A 20,451-nucleotide genomic window follows, 5' to 3' on the forward strand; every position below is an offset into this window, starting at 1 on the left:
GGCAGCTCGAGCCGGCAACGCCAGGTCGATCGAAGCGGAATATGTGCGATCGCGCGGCGTCTCTGCTGCCGAGATGCGAAGCATTTCTTGTCGTCAGTTGGTTGGCTTCCAGCAGCGGCGTGATGCGGCCGCCGGGGCTCTTGCCGCGCTTAGCAGGGCGCTTGAGGCCACCTATGGCTTTCGACCAAGGACCGTCGTTGCTGCGCGATGCTACGGAGCAACCATCGGGTAGCTCACGGGCGGCCAGCGATCTGCCCAGGGGCGCGCCGCTTCGAGCTGGTAGGCCAAGCCGAACAACGTCGCCTCCGCGCCCACGCGAGCGGCGAAGTGCGAGCCGACGGGCATGCCGTTACCGTTCCAGTACAGGGGAACGCTCATGGCTGGTGTTCCCACCGCGTTGATCAACGGCGTGAAGTCCGAGTTGTCGACGGCGCGCTCGAACAGAACGTCGAATGGCAGGTCCGTGGCGTGCTCGCCGAGAAACTTCGGCGGATGGCGTGCCACGGGCGACAGCAGCACGTCGTAGGTTTCGAAAAATGCGTCCAGGGCCCGACTGGCCTGCGTCAATTGAGCGACCGCATCTGCAATCCGATCGGGCAGGAGCGCTGCTCCTCGGCTTGCGAGTCCCAGCGTCCAGGGCTCGAAGTTCTCTGTGTTGGCCTCGCATTTGATCCATGCGCAGGTCGCTGCCACGGCGCTGGCTGCCAGCACCATCCATTCATCGAGGAAAGCCCCGATTGCTGCCGGGCCGGAAAATGGCCATGCCGTCGGCTCCACGTGATGACCCAAGCTCTCGCAAAGCTGGGCGGTGGACAGCAATGCATCGTCCACGTCGGTGACGGCGCGATTACCGCTCAAGCCTTCCCGCACCATGCCGATGCGGAGCGGCTTGTTGACCGGATCGCGCACGAAGCCCAGCGGACCGAGCTTGGTACTGGGCTCCTCCGTGAGGCTGAGCATCAGGGCGCTATCGCGCACCGATCGGGTCAGGACGTGGTTGACCGCGATGTCGGGCAAGTCGAACGGCATGGGTGGAGCGCCATCGCTGCGATTGCGGCCACGGCTGGGTTTGAGGCCGAAGACGCCGTTGTGGCACGCTGGATGACGGATCGATCCGCCTCCGTCGCTGGCATGCGCCATCGGCGTCATTCCGGCTGCGACCGCGGCTCCGGCGCCGCCCGAAGACCCGCCGGGCGAGCGCGCGAGGTCCCACGGATTGTGGGTTGGACCGAAGAGTTTGGGTTCGGTCGTGTCGATCAGAGCGAACTCCGGCGTGTTCGTGCGCCCGACCGTGACCAAGCCGACTGCCTCCAGCGCCAGCGCGTACGGGGAACTGACCGGCGGGATGAAGTTGCCTAGCGCGCGACATCCAAACGTGTTCGGCGTGCCCGCCACCGACAGTACATCCTTGATCAGAAACGGAACGCCTGCGAAAGGACCCGACAGGGCCGCGCTTGCGGATCGCTCTCGTGCTTGCGAATAGAGTTTGTGCGTGACGGCGTTGAGCGCTGGGTTAGTCGCCTCGATCCGCGCGATAGCAGCTTCGACAAGCTCGCTGGCGCTGATCTGACCAGATCGCACCAGGTCGGCCTGGGCGATAGCGTCCAGCTTGGCGAACTCGTCATTTCCGCCCGACTTGACCTCGGTCTGCGACATGCACACCCGCCTACTATTGATGCTCTCGGCAGTTCACTCTATCGGTGTGTACGAAGCAGGAGCAAGCGCGAGTATCAGCTGACGCGCTAGATCAACGCCCCCGCGCGCAGCGTCGTCTCGATCTCGCCGAGGATGCGCGCCAGCCGTTCGGCCCATGCGGTCTCGCCTGCCTGGTCGGAGATCAGGTCCTGGCGGATCTCGATGCCGGAATTCATCAGGCCGCGCTTCTCGCCATGCACGGGGATCGTGTAGTCGGTCTCGTCACTGACTGCATAGGGCTCGTTGTCACCGACCACGAGATCGCCCTCGCTGCGCAGATGCTTCAGCAGCAGCGGCGGCAGCGCCTTGTCGCGGTGATAGAGCGTGCCGATGTGCCAGGGACGCGCGATGCCGGCGTAGACCGGCGTGAAGCTGTGCAGCGACACCAGCACCGTCGGCATGCCCTGACGCGCACGTTCGTCGATGATCTCGTCGATGCGCTGGTGATAGGGATCGAAGATCTGCGCGCGGCGCATCTCGGCGGCTTCGCGCGACAGGCCTTCATTGCCCGGAACGGTGGTGGCTTCGCTGATCAGCGGGACCGCGCTTGCGACATGCGGCGGACGATTGCAGTCGATCACGAGCCGCGAGTAGCGCTGCGCGATCAGGTGCGCGCCGAGCAGGTCGGAGAGCCGGGTCGCGACGCCGGCGATGCCGATGTCCCAGGCAATGTGCCGGACGAGCTCGCTTTCAGGCAGGCCGAGGTCGCCGAGCGGGGAGGGAATCAGCCTGCCATAATGATCGCAAGTCAGAAGGAACGGCGAGCGGCCGCCAGGATTATGTTCAAGAACCGGTGAAACATCGGTGTTTGTCAGCAGAAAGAACGGGCCACCGGCGTGATTCACGGGCTTTTTCCTCAACTTTGCCTATTCAAGGGGCATGCTGGTTTGGAATCGAGCAGCATTCTCTATAGATTTCGCGGCCCAAATCACGATGATTGTTTGAAGATGCCGCTCCTGACTATCCATCACAAGACCGTTTATCGCTATGCGCGCCCGGTGGCGTTCGGCGAACACCGCATCATGCTGCGCCCCCGCGACGGCCATGATCTGCGCGTGCTCGACAGCGCACTTGTGATCGACCCGCAGCCGATGTCGCTGCGCTGGATCCACGACGTGTTCGGCAACAGCGTGGCGATCGCCACCTTCGACGAGCGCGCCGACACGCTGTCCTTTGTCTCGACCGCGACGGTGGATCACAATCCGGCCGACAGGTTCGCGCTGACGCCTGATGACGCCGCCTACTTCTATCCGTTCCTCTACGATGATGAGGAATTCCCCGACCTGCAGCAGTTCATCACGCCGCAATATGGCGACCCGAACGGCGAGCTGTCGACCTGGGCGCGGCGCTTCCTCGATGTCGAGGCGCCGACCCTGACGTTCAAGATCCTGAGCGACATGACGCATGGCATCCGTGAGGCGTTCAGCTATCGCAAGCGCTTTGAACATGGCACCCAGCATCCGCTCGATACGCTGCGGACGCAGTCCGGGACCTGCCGCGACTATGCGCTGTTCATGATCGAGGCGCTGCGCCGGCTCGGTATCGCCGCGCGCTTCGTCTCCGGCTATCTCGCGATGCCGACCGACAGCGCGCATGGCTATGTCGGCGGCGGTTCGACCCATGCCTGGGTGCAGGTCTATCTGCCGAGCGCCGGCTGGATCGAGTTCGATCCGACCAACGGCATCGTCGGCACGCGCGACCTGATCCGCGTCGCTGTCGCGCGCGATCCACGCCAGGCGATTCCGCTGCACGGCGTCTATCTCGGCCCGACCGATGCCTTTCTGGACATGGATATCGACATCAAGGTCGTGTCGGTCGGCGAGAATGCGGCGGAGCGGGAGACGGCCTGACGATGCAGATCAAGGTCGGCTTCGAGATCACCTACACGGCTCCGCAGCCGACCCCGATGGTGATCATGCTGTCGATCCATCCGTCACGCTACGCCGATATCGTCGGCACCGAGAGCCTTGCGGCCGAGCCGGATGTCCCGATCGGCCTCTATCGCGACGGCTTTGGCAATGTCTGCGGGCGTCTGGTCGCCCCTGGCGGTGGCGTCACCTTCCGCGGCAGCGCGCTGGTGCGGGATTCCGGGCTGCCCGATGTCGTCAATCCGGCGGCACAGCAGGTTCCGATCGAGCAATTGCCCGACGACATGCTGCTCTATCTGATGCCGAGCCGCTATTGCGAGACCGACAAACTGACCGACATCGCCTGGTCGCTGTTCGGCAACACGCCGCAGGGCTGGGCGCGGGTGCAGGCGATCACCGATTTCGTGCACCACCATGTGACGTTCGGCTACGAGCACGCCCATCACATGAAGTCGGCGCATGACGTCTACGAAGGCCGCGCCGGCGTCTGCCGCGACTTCGCGCATCTCGCGCTCACCTTCTGCCGCTGCATGGGCATTCCGGCGCGCTACTGCACCGGTTATCTCGGCGACATCGGCGTGCCGCCGGATCCCGCGCCGATGGATTTTTCCGGCTGGTTCGAGGTCTATCTGTCGGGCCAGTGGTACACTTTCGATGCCCGCCACAACACGCCGCGGATCGGCCGCATCCTGATGGCGACCGGCCGCGACGCCGCCGACGTCGCGCTCACCACGAGCTTCGGCCGCATGACGCTGGCGAAGTTCGTCGTGATGACCGATGAGGTGGTGGCGTGAGTTACTCCTTCGTCATTGCGAGGAGCGGTAGCGACGAAGCAATCCATCTTTGCGGCGGCATGGATTGCTTCGCTTCGCTCGCAATGACATAGAGGGCCATGACTTCCGACCTTCTCTTCGTCTACGGCACGCTGATGCGCGGCTTCGACCATCCGATGGCGAAGCTGCTCACCGGCAATGCCGAGTTCCTCGGGCCGGCGCGGTGCCGCGGCCGGCTCTATCTGGTGAAGCATTATCCGGGCCTCGTCGCGTCGGACGATCCCGCCGACATCGTGCACGGCGAATTGTTTCGCCTCCGCGAGCGCGAGGCCATGCTGCGCGAATTCGACATGTATGAGGCCTGCGGCGAAGGCTTTCCGCCGCCGACCGAATATGTCCGCGAGATGCTCAAGGTCACGCGCGCCGACGGCAGCGTGAGCGAGGCGTGGACCTATCTCTACAACTGGCCGGTCACCGAGCTGCCGCGGATCGCGTCAGGAAAGTTTCTGGAGCATTAGCACTCAGTCGCAATCCGCGTACGTCGTCATGCCCGGGCTTGGCCGTCCGAAGGACGGCGTCGCTTCCGCTCGCCTATGACCCGGGCATCCATCTCACTTCGCAAGTGTCCTTCTCTGATGGATTGCCGGGTCAAGCCCGGCAATGACCGAAGGGGGAAGTCACACTTCCCGCTCGACCCGGATGTCCACCTCGCGCTCGACATAGCTCCACTCCTCGGTCGCGCGGAGCATGCCGACCAGCTCGTCGAACAGGGCGACGTGCTCGGGCGCGAATTCGAACCAGGTCAGGAAGTCGAAGGGCATGCCGAGGTCGCGGGCGTGAAACAGCTGGCGGGCGATCGCAGGGAGGAATTTCAAGGTGCCGGCGATGTGGTGCGACTTGTCCTCGAAGATCGCGCGGCGCTCCGGCTGCGTCAGCTCCCACCACGCCGCGGATTTCCTGATCGGGATCAGCGCCGCATGCGTTGCCTCGGCGCGGCCGAGCCCGGCCTGCACGGCGGCAAGCTTCTCGCGCTCTTCCTTCTCGGTATAACGCAGATAGCTGGCGACGCCGGCGAGCCGCCAGGAGGTCTGCGCCGGCAGCAGCGGCAGCGCGATCGATTCGCTCGCAACGATCGACAGCGCCGCGACCTTCGGCAGCGTCTCGCCCTTCACCCGCGTGATGGACGTGACCTGCCAGCCGCCGCTCTGTCCGCCTCTGAATGTCGTGAACATGGCCTATCCAATCCCGGAAGCGGAGAGGGGGCAAGCTTGCCGTGCAGGCTCTCCACCGTGGATTCGGGGGTAGCCCGCTCGACCGAGCCGTGACGGACCAGGCCTGTGAATAGCCCGGAAAAGCCCCACATTGTTCGGCATGCCCGGTCGTGCCGCTATATGGCTAACCGGTTGTCCGCGATTCGTCGCCCGAGGCCAGAATCACCCTGATGCGTTTCACGCCCGAATTCCTCGATGAGCTGCGCGCCCGGCTTCCGGTCTCGGAAGTCGTGGGCCGGCGCGTCAAGCTCAAGAAGGCCGGGCGGGAGTGGAAGGGGCTGTCGCCGTTCCAGCAAGAGAAGACGCCCTCGTTCTTCGTCAACGACCAGAAGCAGGCCTGGTTCGACTTCTCGTCCGGGCTGAACGGCAACATCTTCGACTTCCTGATGAAGACCGAAGGCGTGACCTTCCCCGAGGCGGTGGAACGTCTCGCCGCGATGGCGGGTGTTCCGCTGCCGGCCGTAACGCCCGATGCGGCGCGCCACGAGCAGCATCGCCGCACCCTGCACGACGTAATGGAACTGGCGACGAAGTTCTTCGCCGACACGCTGGCCTCGCGGGGCGGCGCCAAGGCGCGCGGCTATCTCGCCGACCGCAGCATCACGCCGGCGACCCAGCTCCAGTTCCGGATGGGCTATGCGCCGCCGGACCGTTTTGCGCTGAAGGAGCATCTGGGCGCGCAGGGCATCTCGACCGAGGACATGGTGGAGGCGGGGCTGCTGGTGTCCGGCGAGGACAAGCCGGTGCCGTTCGATCGCTTCCGCGACCGCGTCATGTTCCCGATCACGGATGGGCGCGGCCGCGTCATCGCGTTCGGCGGCCGCGCGCTGGAGAAGGACGTTCCGGCCAAGTACCTGAACTCGCCGGAAACCCCGCTGTTTCACAAGGGCGACAATCTCTACAATCTGTTCACCGCGCGCCAGGCCGCGCATGACGGCGCGCAGCTGATCGTCGTCGAGGGCTATGTCGACGTCATCGCGATGGTCACCTCGGGCTTCCCCGGCGCCGTCGCGCCGCTCGGCACCGCGCTGACCGAGAACCAGCTGGCGATGCTCTGGAAGATGGTGGACGAGCCGGTCCTCTGCTTCGATGGCGACCGTGCCGGCCAGAAGGCCGCTTATCGCGCCGCCGACCTTGCCTTGCCCCAGCTCAAGCCGGGAAAGAGCCTGCGTATTGCGCTGCTACCGGAAGGGCAGGACCCCGACGATCTCGCGCGCTCCGGCGGCCGCGGCGCGATCGAGGATGTGATCGGCGCCGCGAGGCCGCTCGCCGAAATGATCTGGTCGCGCGAGATCGAGGGCGGCAATTTCGACACCCCCGAGCGCCGCGCAGCACTGGAGGCGCGGATCGGCGAGCTCACCAATGGCATCCGCGACGAGGTGGTGCGCCGCTATTACCGGCAGGATTTGCAGGAGCGGCTGCAACGCAACTTTGCCCCGGAGGGAGGGCGCGGCGGTTACGGCCGCGGCGGCTACGGCAACAGGGGCAATTTCGGCGGCGGACGCGGCGGCGAATCACCCCGCCAGTTTGCCTCCCGCGGCCCGGGTCAGGGCGGCCGGTTTGGTGCCAAGGGCGGCGGCACCCCCGGGTTTTCACGGGGCCCCTATCAGGCCGCGAGCCAGCAACTGGCCAACAGCCCGATCATGCGCGGCCAGCGCAGCGCGATTTCGAGCCGCGAGGCGCTGATCCTGCAATCCCTGATCAATCACCCCTGGCTGCTGCACGACCATCTCGAGGAGGTGGCGGCGCTGGAGCTCGCCCATCCCGAGGCCCACAAGCTGCGGGCCGCGATTATCGCCGCCTTTGCCCACGACCATCACCATTCTCCCGATGTCGAGGAGCAGGCCGAGAAGATGCGCGCCGACCTCGAAGCGGGTGGATTATCGCAGATACTTCAAAGGGTTGAGCGAGCGATCACAACCCAGGCGGTGTGGGGGGCGCAGATCGGCGCCGCGCGCGAGGATGTTTTATCGACCTGGCGTCAACTCGTTGCCTTGCATCAGAAAACCCACGCCTTACTTAGGGAAAGAAAAGATGCGGAAGCGGCTTTGGCTGAAGACTCCAGCGAGGCCAATCTGGCATGGTTGCAGGATATCCAGGCCCGGATGGCAGAAGCCGATGGGACCGAAGCCCTGATTGAAGGGTTCGGCGAATTATCGGGCCGGTTCCAGCGTAATGTCTGATAACAAAAATGCTGCGGACGGCGCTGGCCGAACCCGCAAAAAGACTCGCCAAATCCATGGTTTGGCTGCAAAAACAGGGTTAAGCGAAACTTAATAGCCTCGCGGCTATTTCAAGATGGAAACCGTCGAGACGGATCAGAGGGGTGGCGAGATTTTGCGCCGCCCTTTGTGCGTCGAGAGAGTAAATCTAGATTTCGTGCGGATGCGCGTGCGTGGCGCCATTCTGCATGACCGCGTTTCGGGAGCTTAGTGAATGGCCACCAAGGCAAAGACGCTGCAGGTTAAGGACAAGGAAAAAGACGACAAGGCAGCGGATGCTCCTGAGAAGGATGCCGCTGACGCGCCGTCGCCGTTGCTCGACCTGTCGGATGCCGCGGTGAAGAAGATGATCAAGCAGGCCAAGAAGCGCGGCTTCGTGACCTTCGATCAGCTCAACGAAGTGCTGCCCTCCGACACGACCTCGCCCGAACAGATCGAAGACATCATGTCGATGCTCTCGGACATGGGCATCAACGTCACCGAGGCGGATGACAGCGAAGGCGAGGACGAGAAGGACGACGGCGACGACGAGACCGACAACGAGCTCGTCGAGGTCACGCAGAAGGCCGTCACCGAGGTCAAGAAGTCGGAGCCCGGCGAGCGCACCGACGATCCCGTGCGCATGTATCTGCGCGAGATGGGCACGGTGGAATTGCTCTCCCGCGAGGGCGAAATCGCCATTGCAAAACGCATCGAGGCCGGCCGCGAGGCGATGATTGCGGGCCTCTGCGAAAGCCCGCTGACCTTCCAGGCCATCATCATCTGGCGCGACGAGCTCAACGAAGGAAAGATCTTCCTTCGCGACATCATCGATCTCGAAGCCACCTATGCCGGCCCCGAGTCGAAGGGCGGCATCAATCCGAACCTGATCGGCAACAACGGCGCCGAGGGCGCCGCCGCTGAAGGCAATGGCGGCGATGTGCAGGCCGGCGCGCCGGCCCATGTAGCGCCGCCCGCCGCGCCGCCGTCGCCGACCCCGTTCCGCGCCGCGCCCGCCGGTGGCGAAGCCGGCGTCGAGGAGAAGGATCCGGCCGAAGCCGCCGCCGAGTCCGACATGGACGACGACGAGTTCGAGAACCAGATGTCGCTCGCCGCCATCGAGGCCGAGCTGAAGCCGAAGGTGGTCGAGACCTTCGACAAGATCGCATCCGAGTACAAGAAGCTGCGCCGCCTGCAGGAGCAGGACATCGCCAACCAGCTGCAGAGCGAGTCGCTGTCGCCCTCGCAGGAGCGCAAGTACAAGAAGCTGAAGGACGAGATCATCGTCGAGGTGAAGTCGCTGCGCCTCAACCAGGCCCGCATCGATTCGCTGGTCGAGCAGCTCTACGACATCAACAAGAAGCTGGTCTCGTTCGAGGGCCGCCTGCTGCGCCTCGGCGACAGCCACGGCGTCGCGCGCGAGGACTTCCTGCGCAACTATCAGGGCTCGGAGCTCGATCCGCGCTGGCTTAACCGCGTCTCCAAGCTGTCGGCCAAGGGCTGGAAGAACTTCGTCCATCACGAGAAGGACCGCATCAAGGACCTGCGCCACGAGATCCAGTCGCTGGCGGCGCTCACCGGGCTCGAGATCGGCGAATTCCGCAAGATCGTGCACGGCGTGCAGAAGGGCGAGCGCGAGGCCCGTCAGGCCAAGAAGGAGATGGTGGAAGCCAACCTCCGTCTCGTGATCTCGATCGCCAAGAAGTACACCAACCGCGGCCTGCAGTTCCTCGACCTGATCCAGGAAGGCAATATCGGCCTGATGAAGGCGGTCGATAAGTTCGAATATCGCCGCGGCTACAAGTTCTCGACCTACGCCACCTGGTGGATCCGGCAAGCGATCACCCGCTCGATCGCCGACCAGGCCCGCACCATCCGCATCCCGGTGCACATGATCGAGACGATCAACAAGATCGTCCGCACCTCGCGCCAGATGCTGAACGAGATCGGCCGCGAGCCGACCCCGGAAGAGCTCGCCGAGAAGCTCGGCATGCCCTTGGAGAAGGTCCGCAAGGTCCTCAAGATCGCCAAGGAGCCGCTGTCGCTCGAAACCCCGGTCGGTGACGAAGAGGATTCGCATCTCGGCGATTTCATCGAGGACAAGAACGCGATCCTGCCGATCGACGCCGCGATCCAGTCGAACCTGCGCGAAACCACCACGCGCGTGCTGGCCTCGCTCACCCCGCGCGAGGAGCGCGTGCTGCGCATGCGCTTCGGCATCGGCATGAACACCGACCACACGCTGGAAGAAGTCGGCCAGCAATTCTCGGTGACGAGAGAGCGCATCCGCCAGATCGAAGCCAAGGCGCTGCGCAAGCTGAAGCACCCGTCACGTTCGCGGAAGCTGCGGAGCTTCCTGGACAACTAATTCGGGTCATCATGCCCGGGCTTGACCCGGGCATCCATCGAGACAAAAGCGGCGGGCCTGGGCCCGCCGTTTTCTTTTGTAGAGACCTCGCAAAATTTTCGCGTCAGCGCCCGCGGCCACCCCTCTCCCCACCCTCCCCCGCAAGGGGGGAGGGAGCCTGACGAGTGTGCTCACCTTACGTTGCACAGCGCGTCAGAGCTGCGCATCGCGAGACAACGCGTGCTTTGTGCCGGTCGCAACGTGAGGGACGTGTCAGCGGAAGGGCTCCCTCCCCCCTTGTGGGGGAGGGTTGGGGAGAGGGGTGCCGCTTGCTCCGCGGCTAGTTGCAGGCGTGAGCAGCGCGCTCGCTGTTGACGCCGCTACTTCTTCTTCGCGCCGACGCGCTCGATGGTCTTGATCTCGAGCGGCGGGCGGCCGCCCTTTTCGGCGATCTCGCGGTCCTGCTCGCGCAGGAAGGCGCGCGCCGGCTCGTCGCCGTCCAGCCCGCCCAGCAGCTCCGATGGCACGCGGCGGTTGGAGCGCTGCGAGCCGTCTTCATAGAAGACGTTGAAGAAGGCAAATTCGCCTTTGGGATTGGTCCCGGGTTTTTTCGGCATGGGCGGCTTGTCCCCGATCGGAGCGCTGCTGTCAAAGCAAATTACCTGCGGCTGGTGACGATCTGCCTTGCATGATTCGGCGGCGTAAGTCCCTTGCACAAGGCGGAGCGCGCCTTAGCCCTCGAACAGCACGAACGCCGCCCACACGCTCGCGTCTTTGGCGCCCGCGACCTTGCCGTCGCGCGCATCGCGCCGGGTCTGGCGCAGCGCATCCGAATAAGTCAGCCCCTCAGCCAGATGCTCATAAAAGCGCACGGTGAAATTGGCGGTGCCCTCGTCGGCGACCGGCCACAGCGTCAGCAGCGCGCGGCGCGCGCCCGCGATGCCGAGCGCGGTCGGCAGGCCGCGCAGGCCGCTGACAAAGCTCTCGTCGCCGCGGCCGGTCTCGCAGGCCGAGAGCACCAGCAGATCGAGGCCCGACAGGTCCCAGTCCATCACCTCGAAGGCATAGAGATAGCCGTCCTTCTCGTCGCGCAGCGGCCATCGGCTATCGCCGGCGCCGGAGAGCACGATGCCGCTCTGCCAGAGCGTATCGAGGCCGGACGCCGTGCTGTCGTGATAGAAACCGTGGGTCGCCAGATGCGCGATGCGGGCCTTGCCGATCGCCTCGCGCAGCACAGCTTCGCTGACGCTGCGCCCGGTCAGCATTTCGACCGGCGCGCCGCGCGCGCGGGCGAGTTTTGCGATCGCCTCGATCTCGGTCTTCGTGCCGGGCAGCGGCATCGGCCCCGGCTGGCCGTATTCGATGCCGCCGGCGAGCAGCATCGCGCCGGTCCGGTCGAGCTTTTCGCGCGCATGGATCGCGATCAGCGCGTCGGGGCTGGTCAGCATCCGGATCGTGGTGCGATCCTCCAGCAGGCCGCCGTCGGCGCCGGGCAGCAGCGAGAACGGCACGGCAAACAGGAATCCGTCCGGCACCACATAGAGCGTGGTCTTGTCCTTCAGCAAAGGTTCCAGCGGCGCGAACAGCCGGGCGCGGAGGTTCTGGAAGCGGCCTTTGCTGTCGAGCGCCCTGTCGTCGGGCGCCCTGTTGTCGCGATCCAGCACGGCGGCCTGCGTCGTGCGCAGCCGCGCGATCTCGGTCCGCACGCCGGTGTCGACCATGCGGCCGGGATCGCCGAGATCGACCACGCGGGGCTCGCTCGTTGCGGTCCCGACGATGGCGTAGAGCACGGTCGCGGACAGCGGCTCCTTGGACTGGCGATCCGCCTTCCATTGCCGCGTGATGAAATAGTTGATGACGGCTTCGTCAGGCGCGAGCAGCTGCGAGGGACGGATCGCCCCTTGCGGCAGCTTCACGCCGATCGCGTCGAGCCGCTTGTTCAGCGCCTTCTCGGCCGCGTCCTGCCGCTGCCACACGGACCTCGCCCAGTCGTCGATATTGCCCGACGAGAACAGCTCCTGCTTCTCGCCGTTGAGCCGCAGCGCCGCGCGCAGCAGCGTCGCGGTCTCCTCGTCCTTGTCCGCCATTTGGGTCTCGAGCTGGCGCAGCGCCGTGGCGTCGCCGCCGCCGAGCGTCTTCCAGCGCAGCACGGCGGCGGCAAAGGCCGGCTGTGCCACCGATGACCCGGCGGAGGTGGCGAAGCGGCCGAACGCGAACAGCAGATGGTCGGCATGGGCGCGGATCGCTTCCGCGACGGCGCGATCGCCTGATGTGCCGACCTCGCGCTTCATCCAGTCGAACATCTCGCGGTCGAGCGCGGTGAACGCGCGCACGGCGCGGTTCGGATCATCAGCGATCAGGGCTGTCGCAATGCCGAGCTTGATCTCGAAGCTGAGCGGGTGCTGCGCGGTAAAGGCGCGGGTCGAAATCGCCAGCGCCGTCTCGCGCAGCCGCATGCCCGCATCTCGTTCGCCGCGCTGCTCGCGTCGGCCTGCCGCCAGCACCGCGGCCTTGATGCGCAGGAAGTCCGCGAAATTTTCCTCATTGGCAACGATCGCCTCCAGCCGCTCCAGGTCGGCCGGCGACATCGCGGCATCGCCTGTGGCGAGCATGTCGGTGTAGAACAGCCAGGCATCGGCCTGGCCGGCGAAGCTCGGATCCTTCGGCGCAAGCACGGTCGCGATCGCGCGATGCCGGCGGAAATAGCGGCGGGCATCGTCGAAGCGGCCGAGATTGAGAAAATCCTGTCCGGCGTTGTTGACCGTCACCAGCGTGTTGAGATGGTTCTCGCCGTAATGCTTGGCGCGCTTCTCGATCGCGAACAGATCGAGCTCGAGCGCCTTTGCCGGCGCGCCGATCTCGCGCAGCATGTCGGCATAGTTGTTGGCGAGCTTCCAGGTGGTGCGATGGTCGGGCCCCAACGCCTTCTCGGAAAGCTCGAAATTGTGCCGGCCCAAATTCGTCGCTGACGCCGCCGAGCCGTTGGCCGACAGCGCGACTGCGAGCTTGTCATTGGCGATCAGCGATTCCTCGGAGCCTTCGCCCCAATAGGCGTTGAAGGCCGCGATCGCCTTCATGTAGAGCGGGACGGCTTCCGCGATCCTGGCGTGGTCGGATATGAGAATCGCGTACATCAGGAGCACGTCGGCATTGCCGGGCGGCGATTGCGCCGCCGCCTTGCCCTTGAACGCGCGGACGAACAGTTTTTCGGCCAGATCGTCGCGCTTGACCGCGCGCAGCGCGGCGGTCGCGTCGAAATACTGTTCCATGACGAATTGCGCGTCGTCGAGCTTGTCTGCCGCATCCAGTGCTGCGAGCAGCTGTGCATAGCCGGCGTCGAACTTGCCGCCGCGCGTCAGCGCGATGGCGTTCTTCATCTGCGCGCCGATCGCCTGTGTGCCGCCGGCGCCTTGCGCCGGCGTGCGCTTGGCCGGGGAGTTCTGTGCTGCGGCGGTATCGATCGGTCCGATCAGAACAGCGCCGAACACGAGGATGATACAGAGCGATGCGGCTATCCTGCGCGCGCGTGCGAGACCCCCGGCAACCTTCATCAGCAGTACATCCTCATTCCAAAACCCGTCACCGGATGGCGCCCCCGCATGACGGTGTCGTTGCAGCCAGCGTGCTTGGCTCTAACCGCGCGCCTTTGCACGAACAAGACACGGCTGGCGACCGCACGCCGGCGTGCCGCGCTGTGCTCCTCTTGGTCGCGGCAGGCGGCTGCGCCGTTCACGCATCGCGCCCCGAAATGCCGCCGTGCAGTGTGGCGCTCGCTGTCGTGCGCCGCCCCTTGTATGCCACCAGAATGATCCAGTCGTCGGATGATGTTACCGCTCGCGTGTGGGCTGGGCCTGCCCTTCGCGGGCGCCGCGCCGTGACGAACGACAGCCGTCGCAGTTTCCCGGCGGCCGCCTTTCGCTTCGGAATAGAAACGCGCGCGGGTCTAAAGCGGCGGCTTTTTCTGACCATCGTCACTTGCACCGTCCCGCCCGATTCGCGTATGAGGCGCATCCTTCCTTTTCTGCAACTTTTCCTTTGATCGAAGGCGCCCCGCCGATGTCCAACGTCACCCTCGACGCCAACAAGGCGCTGGTGCTCGCGCATTACGACGCCGTGGCCAATCGGCTCGATCCTGATGCGATCCGCGCGCAGCTGGCGTCCGACTTCTTCGACCATGCCGCCGGCAAGCGGATGAGCGTGGAGGAGGTGATCGCGCATGCGACGGCCATGCACGAGACCTTTGCCGATCTGTCGGCGGTGGCGGAATGCCTGGTGGCCGAGCGCGACATCGTCGCCGGCCGCTTCGTCTGGCGCGGCCGGCACCGCAGCCCGTGGCGCGGCATTGCCCCGACCGGCCGCCACGTCGAATTCCGCGGGATGACGTTCTGGCGGATTCACGATGGCAAGATCTCCGAGCGCTGGGCGGAGATCGATTTCGTCGATCTGGAGCGGCAGCTCAAGGACTGAGCTTCCGCCGCACTCTCCTTGTGCTGTTCCGATACACCACGGCCGGTTCGACCACCGCGGGCCGCCGATCGGCGGCTTCCGCGCGCCAGGATTTCGTGCTCCGGTTGTCTTGACCAAAGGTTGTTATTGGATGAGAATGAACCTTTGAATTGCTCGACGATATTTGGAAGCGAGCATGGACATCGATTATTCCAAGACCTGTTTTGTGCCCATGCTGCTGGAGCCGATGTTGTCCTGAAATAATTCGCGCGTTGCTCGAGGGTATTTGCGATGGCCATGTTGGACACGATTGCGAACCGCCATGCGCAGTGGTCAGAGACCGCAAACCAGCTGAAATCGACCATCGACCGGGCGCGCTGGTCGGTGTTCGCCCTGTCGTCGCTCGGTGCGGTCCTGGCCGCCGTGGCCAGCCAGCTGCCGGACAACACGACCGCGCCGCGCACCACGGTTGCGATCGCAGGCGCCGTGAGCCTCGCCATCGCGACCTTCTTCACCCAACGTCTGCTCGGCGCCGATCGCATCTCGTCCTGGGTGCGTGCGCGCGCGATCTCGGAGCGCCTCAAGCGCGAGGCCTATCGCTTTGCCGCCAGCGCAGCCCCCTATGACGACGCGGCCAAGGCGGACGCCTTGCTCGACGACGAGGGTCGAAAGATCGAGGCCGATGGTGAGGACCTGTTGCCGCAGCTGGTCCAGGCCGCGGGGCAGGGGTCGCTGCCCCGCCAGGGTCTGCAACAGCAGCAATACATCACGCAGCGCGTGCAGGGGCATATCGGCTGGTTCACGAAGCGGGCTGCCCGCTATCAGGTCATCGCATCGCGCCTGCGGCACGTCGAGTTCGCGCTCGCGGCACTGGCAACCCTGCTTACCGCGGTTGCCGGCGTGGAAGCCAAGCCTGTGATAGCCGGTGTTCCGTTCGACATGGTCGCCTTCACGGCCGTGCTGACCACGCTCGGCGGCGCCGTGCTCGCCCATGTCGAAGCCTCGCGCTACGATTTCCTGGTCACCACCTATCGTGCCACGGCGCGGCGGCTCGAGGACTGCACCAATCGGCCGCGCCCGTCATGGTCGGACTTCGTCAACGAATGCGAGAACATCCTTGCGACCGAGAACATGTCCTGGATCGCCAAGTTCACCGGCAAGCCCGGGACGACGTCGAGCCCGTGAGAGTTCACGCGTGCGGTTTGAGCAAAATCTGCACAACTCCGCCGCGCTGCGACCGTGATCCACGGCCATCGTCCGCGGTGTGCATCACAAGCTGACACCAACCAAGCCGATCGCGAGCGCCGCGGCCAACTGGCCGCCGCTGCGCCGCTTCATCGCCGACGAGCATCGCCTCGGCCTGTTGATGGCGCAGCGCCGCTGGACTGCGGCGGTCTACGAATTCCTGCGCTTCGGCGTGAAGCAGGCCTGGGCCTGCCTGTTCGGCGGCATCGCGGTGGCGCTGATGATCGGCACCTGGCGCTTTTATCCGCCGGACGCGGCGCTGTCGCGCTACGACTTCCTGTTTCTCTGCATGCTCGCCGTCCAGGCCGCGTTGCTCGCCGGGAGGCTCGAGACATGGGAGGAGGCCAAGGTCATTCTGATCTACCATGTCGTCGGCACGGCGATGGAGCTGTTCAAGACACACGTCGGTTCCTGGATCTATCCGGAGCCCAGCATTTTCCATATCGGCGGCGTGCCGCTGTTCTCGGGGTTCATGTATTCCTGCATCGGCAGCTACATCTGCCGCTGCTGGCGGCTGTTCGATTTCCGCTTCTCGCACCACCCGCGCCGTCTCGCTCTGATCGCCCTCAGCGTCGCGATCTACATCAACTTCTTCAGCCACCATTACATCATCGACCTGCGCTGGCTGCTGTTCGCCTGGGCGATCTGGCTGTTCGGCCGCACCAGCGTCTATTTCAAGGTCTGGACCCGCTATCGCGCGATGCCGCTGCTGCTCGGCCTCGTGCTGGTGTCGCTGTTCATCTGGTTCACCGAGAACATCGGCACCTTCACCAAAACCTGGCTCTACCCCTCGCAGCGGCTCGGCTGGTCGATGGTCTCGATCGACAAGCTCGGCTCCTGGTTCCTGCTCCTGATCATCAGCTACACGCTGGTCAGCCTGGTGAATGCGCCGCTGAAGTGGAGGGGCGACAATGCGGCTGCCGGCGTGCGCCGGCGGGACGCCGAGACTGCCGGTCGAGTGTCTGTGCCGACGCTTTGACTGCCTCGTTTGCTCCGTGGCATGATCGGCCATTCGAAGCAGGAGGGATTGTTGCATGCTCAGGTGTCGTTTGGCGGTTGTATTCGGCGCCTTGCTGCTTGCCACCCCCTCTTATGCCGCCCGCTGCGGCGGCAGTTTCCCCGCCTTCGTCCAGTCGTTCTCGCAGGAGGCGGCCGCGGCCGGCATCCAGCAGGATGTGATCTCGCAGGCGCTCGGCGGCGTGCAGCAGGACGGCGGGGTGCTCGCCTTCGACCGGCGGCAGCGCTACACCTTCAACAAGACGTTTGAGCAATATGTCGCAACCCGCGTCGGCTCCGGGCGCATCAATGGCGGCCGCGCCATGCTGCAGCGGCACGCCGCGCTGCTCTCGAAGATCGAGCAGCAATACGGCGTGCCGCGCCAGATCCTGGTCGCGATCTGGGGACTGGAGACCGATTTCGGCAAGGGCGACATGGGCAAGCTGCCGGTGTTCCGCGTGCTCACGACGCTGGCGCATGATTGCCGCCGCACCGAGCTGTTCCAGGGCGAACTGCTCGCCGCGCTCAAGATCCTGCAACGCGGCGATCTCCGCCTCAACGACATGATCGGCGCCTATGCCGGCGAGATCGGCCAGACACAATTCCTGCCGTCGTCCTACATCAAGTATGGCGTCGATTTCGACGGCGACGGTCATGTCGATTTGCGCCATTCGGTGCCCGACGTGCTGGCCTCGACCGCGAACCTGCTGCATACCAGCGGCTTCAAGATGGGCGCGCCCTACGGCGAAGGCACCGCCAACTTCGAGGCGATGCGCGAGTGGAACAGGGCGGTGATCTATCGCAAGACCATCGGGTACTTTGCCGATCAGCTGGTGGGGCGGTGACCAGCAAGGCGCGCGGCCGCCATCCCCACCACTGTCATTCCGGGGCGCGCCTCTTGGCGCGAGCCCGGAATCCATCAGGCCGCATAACGTGTTGAGAAATGGATTCCGGGCTCTCGCTTCGCGAGCCCCGGAATGACGGGTTGAGAGTGCGGAGCACCCATGGAAACCATCGGCAGCCAAAAGATCTGGTCGTTCTTCGACCGCCGCGGATGCCAGATCGCGAAGAACGCGGCGGTGCGGGAGGGGCCGGGGCATCGCGTCGGCTCCTATCTCGAGCTCGCGACCAAGATCGCCGAGCTGCAATTTCTCAACCGCGATCATGTGCTGCTGTTTCGCGGCCAGGGCGCCGATTTCAGGAACGTCAAGCGCAACTCGTCGCTGAAGCCGACGCTGTTCCGGGCCGGCCGCGGCAATCCCGACCGCGCGACGCTGGCGTCGCGGTTCGCGGCGCTGGCCCGCGCCGAGCAGATCCTGATTGCGGACTACGCGAAAGCAAAACTGCTCGGACTGGAGCGGCTGAAACGGCATCGCATCCTGCGCTGGTCGATCCTGCAGCATTACGAGGTCTGCACCACGCCGCTGCTCGACGTCACCCATTCGATCCGGATCGCGGCGTCGTTTGCCTCGCTGGCGGAGACCGGCACCGCCTTTCTCTATGTGCTCGGCGTGCCGAACCTCAGCGGCGCGATCACCGCGAGCGCCGAGGCCGGCCTGCAGATCGTGCGGCTCTCCAGCGTCTGTCCGCCGGCGGCGGTGCGGCCGCATATCCAGGAGGGTTATCTGCTCGGCGAATATCCTGAAGTATCCGGCACCGACGAGAGAGAAAACTATTTCCCCTACGAGATGGATTTCGGCCGGCGGCTGGTCGCAAAATTCTCGTTCGCGCCGGCGGCGTTCTGGAAGAACGACAATTTCCCGCAGGTGGCGCGAAGCGCGCTCTATCCGTCGGAGCGAAGCGATCCGCTGTTTCGGCTGGCGCTTGGGGTGAAGAAGCAGCTGGGGTGATCAGGCTTCGCGGAGCGCTTGGTGACACACCGCTCGCGCAACATCTTCAGTGTCGTCCCGGGCTTGACCCGGGACCCATAACCACAAATGCCCGTAATGTCCGACGCTGGAGCCGCAGCGTGCTCAACAACCCGGTCCTGTGGTTATGGGTCCCTGCTTTCGCAGGGACGACGACGGGGTGTGCGGGGCCTGCGCGCCGCCGCACATTCAACCGGCCCTCGCCGCCTCGCGCGCCAGCCGGCGCGCCGCCGTCTTCTCCATCATCCGCTGCATCACCTTCCAGTAGGTTGCAGGACGGAAGCGTTGCAGCAGGTCCATGAAGCGGGCGTCCTTGCCGATCAGGATGCGCGGCTGGTTCTTCTCGATGCCGGCGATGATGCGCTGCGCGGCTGCAGCCGGCGTGGTCCTAGCCAGCGCGTCGAAACGCTCGATCGCCTCGGAGCGGCGGGCATTGTCGGTGATGCCGGCGCCGGTGCGCGAGTTGCGCGCGATGTTGGTGGCGACGCCGCCGGGATGCACGACGGAGAGGCGCACCGGGCTGCCTGCCACCGCAAGCTCGTGGCGCAGGCTTTCCGAGAAGCCGCGCACCGCGAACTTGGCCGCGCAGTAAGCGCTCTGGCCGGGCGGCGCGAGGATGCCGAAGATCGAGGAGATGTTGACGATATGCGCCTCGCGCTGCCGTGAAAGCAGCGGCAGGAAGGCGCGGCTGCCATGCACCACGGCCCAGAAATTGATGTTGAACAGCCACTCCATCTGCGCCTGCTCGATCTCCTCGAACTGGCCGAGCAGCGCGACGCCGGCATTGTTGACGACGATGTTGAGCCCGGGATGGGCGGCGCCGGCGGCTTCGGCAAACGCCGTGATCTGCCCGGGCTCGCTGACATCGAGGCGATGCACCGTGACCTTGCGCGGGCTCGCCTTGGCGATCTCGGCGGCGGCGGCCTGCAGGCCGGCCTCGTCGCGGTCGGCGATCGCCAGGTCGCAACCGCGCAGCGCCAGTTCATGCGCGAGCGCGCGGCCGATGCCGCTGGCGGCCCCGGTTACGGCGGCGGCAGATCCAGAGATCGCGGTCATGTCAGGTCAGCTCCATCTCAACGAGGGGTGGGAGCCGTGAGGAACACGGCGGGTTTCCCCACTTTTCTCAGATTGGAACCGAACTATCCAGCGCCCAGGTGTTTGACCCTCGTCACACTTCTCAAACCGAGGCATTCCAAGGGAGGCCCAGCCATGGGACAATCGAGACCCTGTCGTGCGAAGGCCCTGGTTGTCGAAGACGACCCGATGCAGCGCGAGATGATCGAATTGCTGCTTGCGGAGAGCGAGTTCGAGGTCATCTCCTGCGAGAGCGCGGAGGCCGCAGAATTGGTGCTGCGGAGCAACGGCGACAGCATCGTGCTGATGTTGACCGATGTCGAGTTGGCCGGAAACATGACCGGCGTCGAGCTCGCTTATGTCGCGAAGAAATACAGCCCCGATCTCGATGTGATCGTGACCTCGGGCAAACCGCTCCGGCAGCGCCTGCCTGACGGCACCCTGTTCTGGTCCAAGCCCTGGGCGCCGCTGGACGTCATCCGGGTCGCCGAGATGAAGGCGTCGGAGCTGTCGGGCAGCGGGTCGCGGAGGTCCTAACGAGAGCAGATCCTGACAAGACCGGGGTCGTCCTCCATAACGGAGTTGTCAGCGCTGGCGAGGGGCCGGCCGGCCGCTGGCTGCTTCCGCCCTGGGGGCGGGACGTGATATTGGCGGCTGATGTCCCTGG

The 20,451-nt window shown here is 65.2% G+C and carries 17 protein-coding genes; 11 read left to right on the plus strand and 6 right to left on the minus strand.

The genetic code is table 11. The features are described 5' to 3' along the window. Positions 1–210: 210 nt before the first annotated feature. A complete protein-coding gene (locus ACOIX3_RS07125) occupies positions 211–1,656 on the minus strand; it encodes an amidase family protein (RefSeq protein WP_420969048.1) in 1,446 nt (481 codons plus the stop codon). Between the two features lie 86 nt (positions 1,657–1,742). After that, positions 1,743–2,540 carry an N-formylglutamate amidohydrolase gene (locus ACOIX3_RS07130; protein WP_420969049.1) on the minus strand — a complete coding sequence of 266 codons (798 nt, stop codon included), beginning with the start codon at positions 2,538–2,540 and terminating at the stop codon, positions 1,743–1,745. 102 nt (positions 2,541–2,642) lie between these two features. Here ACOIX3_RS07130 and ACOIX3_RS07135 point away from each other — a divergent pair, with 102 nt between their 5' ends. The 3 genes from ACOIX3_RS07135 (at position 2,643) to ACOIX3_RS07145 (ending at position 4,854) form a co-directional block, all read left to right on the plus strand. Continuing rightward, the gene (locus ACOIX3_RS07135) at positions 2,643–3,545 is read left to right on the plus strand and encodes a transglutaminase family protein (protein ID WP_420969050.1); all 903 of its coding nucleotides are present in this window, start codon (positions 2,643–2,645) and stop codon (positions 3,543–3,545) included. A gap of 2 nt (positions 3,546–3,547) precedes the next feature. Next, entirely contained in the window at positions 3,548–4,357 is an 810-nt protein-coding gene (locus ACOIX3_RS07140; protein ID WP_420969051.1) for a transglutaminase-like domain-containing protein, read from the plus strand. A 98-nt stretch (positions 4,358–4,455) separates the two neighbouring features. Further along, complete coding sequence (locus ACOIX3_RS07145; RefSeq protein ID WP_420969052.1) at positions 4,456–4,854, plus strand: gamma-glutamylcyclotransferase family protein; 399 nt, start codon at positions 4,456–4,458, stop codon at positions 4,852–4,854. Between the two features lie 159 nt (positions 4,855–5,013). On the opposite strand, the gene ACOIX3_RS07150 is transcribed toward ACOIX3_RS07145, so the two are convergent. Continuing rightward, entirely contained in the window at positions 5,014–5,568 is a 555-nt protein-coding gene (locus ACOIX3_RS07150; RefSeq protein ID WP_420969053.1) for a chlorite dismutase family protein, read from the minus strand. Positions 5,569–5,777: 209 nt separating this feature from the next. Here ACOIX3_RS07150 and dnaG point away from each other — a divergent pair, with 209 nt between their 5' ends. Further along, positions 5,778–7,790 carry a DNA primase gene (gene dnaG / locus ACOIX3_RS07155; RefSeq protein ID WP_420969054.1) on the plus strand — a complete coding sequence of 671 codons (2,013 nt, stop codon included), beginning with the start codon at positions 5,778–5,780 and terminating at the stop codon, positions 7,788–7,790. A gap of 253 nt (positions 7,791–8,043) precedes the next feature. After that, positions 8,044–10,176, plus strand: coding sequence for an RNA polymerase sigma factor RpoD (rpoD, locus tag ACOIX3_RS07160; RefSeq protein ID WP_223977169.1), 2,133 nt, complete (start codon positions 8,044–8,046; stop codon positions 10,174–10,176). 359 nt (positions 10,177–10,535) lie between these two features. On the opposite strand, the gene ACOIX3_RS07165 is transcribed toward rpoD, so the two are convergent. Together ACOIX3_RS07165 and ACOIX3_RS07170 are read right to left on the minus strand one after the other, a co-directional pair. After that, positions 10,536–10,772: a hypothetical protein gene (locus ACOIX3_RS07165; RefSeq protein ID WP_092124162.1), complete on the minus strand. Its 237-nt coding sequence runs from the start codon at positions 10,770–10,772 to the stop codon at positions 10,536–10,538. Between the two features lie 114 nt (positions 10,773–10,886). Continuing rightward, entirely contained in the window at positions 10,887–13,706 is a 2,820-nt protein-coding gene (locus ACOIX3_RS07170; RefSeq protein ID WP_420969055.1) for a CHAT domain-containing protein, read from the minus strand. A 505-nt stretch (positions 13,707–14,211) separates the two neighbouring features. Between ACOIX3_RS07170 and ACOIX3_RS07175 the strand changes: the two genes are divergently transcribed. From ACOIX3_RS07175 to ACOIX3_RS07195, 5 genes are all read left to right on the plus strand, one after another. Further along, entirely contained in the window at positions 14,212–14,622 is a 411-nt protein-coding gene (locus ACOIX3_RS07175; RefSeq protein WP_420969056.1) for an ester cyclase, read from the plus strand. 270 nt (positions 14,623–14,892) lie between these two features. Continuing rightward, complete coding sequence (locus tag ACOIX3_RS07180) at positions 14,893–15,786, plus strand: DUF4231 domain-containing protein (RefSeq protein WP_420969057.1); 894 nt, start codon at positions 14,893–14,895, stop codon at positions 15,784–15,786. A gap of 79 nt (positions 15,787–15,865) precedes the next feature. Beyond that, positions 15,866–16,825, plus strand: a complete 960-nt coding sequence (locus tag ACOIX3_RS07185; protein WP_420969058.1) for a DUF817 domain-containing protein — start codon at positions 15,866–15,868, stop codon at positions 16,823–16,825. 55 nt (positions 16,826–16,880) lie between these two features. Further along, positions 16,881–17,687: a lytic murein transglycosylase gene (locus ACOIX3_RS07190; protein WP_420969059.1), complete on the plus strand. Its 807-nt coding sequence runs from the start codon at positions 16,881–16,883 to the stop codon at positions 17,685–17,687. Positions 17,688–17,846: 159 nt separating this feature from the next. Next, on the plus strand, positions 17,847–18,692 hold the full coding sequence (locus ACOIX3_RS07195) for an FRG domain-containing protein (RefSeq protein ID WP_420969060.1): 846 nt from the start codon (positions 17,847–17,849) through the stop codon (positions 18,690–18,692). A 207-nt stretch (positions 18,693–18,899) separates the two neighbouring features. Here ACOIX3_RS07195 and ACOIX3_RS07200 read toward each other — a convergent pair whose 3' ends face one another. After that, positions 18,900–19,766, minus strand: a complete 867-nt coding sequence (locus ACOIX3_RS07200; RefSeq protein WP_420969061.1) for an SDR family NAD(P)-dependent oxidoreductase — start codon at positions 19,764–19,766, stop codon at positions 18,900–18,902. A 153-nt stretch (positions 19,767–19,919) separates the two neighbouring features. Here ACOIX3_RS07200 and ACOIX3_RS07205 point away from each other — a divergent pair, with 153 nt between their 5' ends. Next, a complete protein-coding gene (locus ACOIX3_RS07205; protein WP_420969063.1) occupies positions 19,920–20,321 on the plus strand; it encodes a response regulator in 402 nt (133 codons plus the stop codon). Positions 20,322–20,451 lie beyond the last annotated feature (130 nt).

It is taken from the genome of Bradyrhizobium sp. B120 (assembly GCF_049075665.1).
Taxonomy (GTDB): Bacteria; Pseudomonadota; Alphaproteobacteria; order Rhizobiales; family Xanthobacteraceae; genus Bradyrhizobium.

Excerpts from the sequence above, each read along its gene's own strand:
- ACOIX3_RS07190 (WP_420969059.1), top strand. The coding sequence starts at position 16,881 with ATGCTCAGGTGTCGTTTGGCGGTTGTATTCGGCGCCTTGCTGCTTGCC.
- ACOIX3_RS07205 (WP_420969063.1), top strand. The coding sequence starts at position 19,920 with ATGGGACAATCGAGACCCTGTCGTGCGAAGGCCCTGGTTGTCGAAGAC.
- ACOIX3_RS07150 (WP_420969053.1), bottom strand. The coding sequence starts at position 5,568 with ATGTTCACGACATTCAGAGGCGGACAGAGCGGCGGCTGGCAGGTCACG.
- dnaG (WP_420969054.1), top strand. The coding sequence starts at position 5,778 with ATGCGTTTCACGCCCGAATTCCTCGATGAGCTGCGCGCCCGGCTTCCG.
- ACOIX3_RS07145 (WP_420969052.1), top strand. The coding sequence starts at position 4,456 with ATGACTTCCGACCTTCTCTTCGTCTACGGCACGCTGATGCGCGGCTTC.
- ACOIX3_RS07180 (WP_420969057.1), top strand. The coding sequence starts at position 14,893 with ATGGCCATGTTGGACACGATTGCGAACCGCCATGCGCAGTGGTCAGAG.
- ACOIX3_RS07135 (WP_420969050.1), top strand. The coding sequence starts at position 2,643 with ATGCCGCTCCTGACTATCCATCACAAGACCGTTTATCGCTATGCGCGC.
- ACOIX3_RS07195 (WP_420969060.1), top strand. The coding sequence starts at position 17,847 with ATGGAAACCATCGGCAGCCAAAAGATCTGGTCGTTCTTCGACCGCCGC.
- ACOIX3_RS07125 (WP_420969048.1), bottom strand. The coding sequence starts at position 1,656 with ATGTCGCAGACCGAGGTCAAGTCGGGCGGAAATGACGAGTTCGCCAAG.
- ACOIX3_RS07200 (WP_420969061.1), bottom strand. The coding sequence starts at position 19,766 with ATGACCGCGATCTCTGGATCTGCCGCCGCCGTAACCGGGGCCGCCAGC.
- ACOIX3_RS07165 (WP_092124162.1), bottom strand. The coding sequence starts at position 10,772 with ATGCCGAAAAAACCCGGGACCAATCCCAAAGGCGAATTTGCCTTCTTC.
- ACOIX3_RS07140 (WP_420969051.1), top strand. The coding sequence starts at position 3,548 with ATGCAGATCAAGGTCGGCTTCGAGATCACCTACACGGCTCCGCAGCCG.
- rpoD (WP_223977169.1), top strand. The coding sequence starts at position 8,044 with ATGGCCACCAAGGCAAAGACGCTGCAGGTTAAGGACAAGGAAAAAGAC.
- ACOIX3_RS07170 (WP_420969055.1), bottom strand. The coding sequence starts at position 13,706 with ATGAAGGTTGCCGGGGGTCTCGCACGCGCGCGCAGGATAGCCGCATCG.
- ACOIX3_RS07175 (WP_420969056.1), top strand. The coding sequence starts at position 14,212 with ATGTCCAACGTCACCCTCGACGCCAACAAGGCGCTGGTGCTCGCGCAT.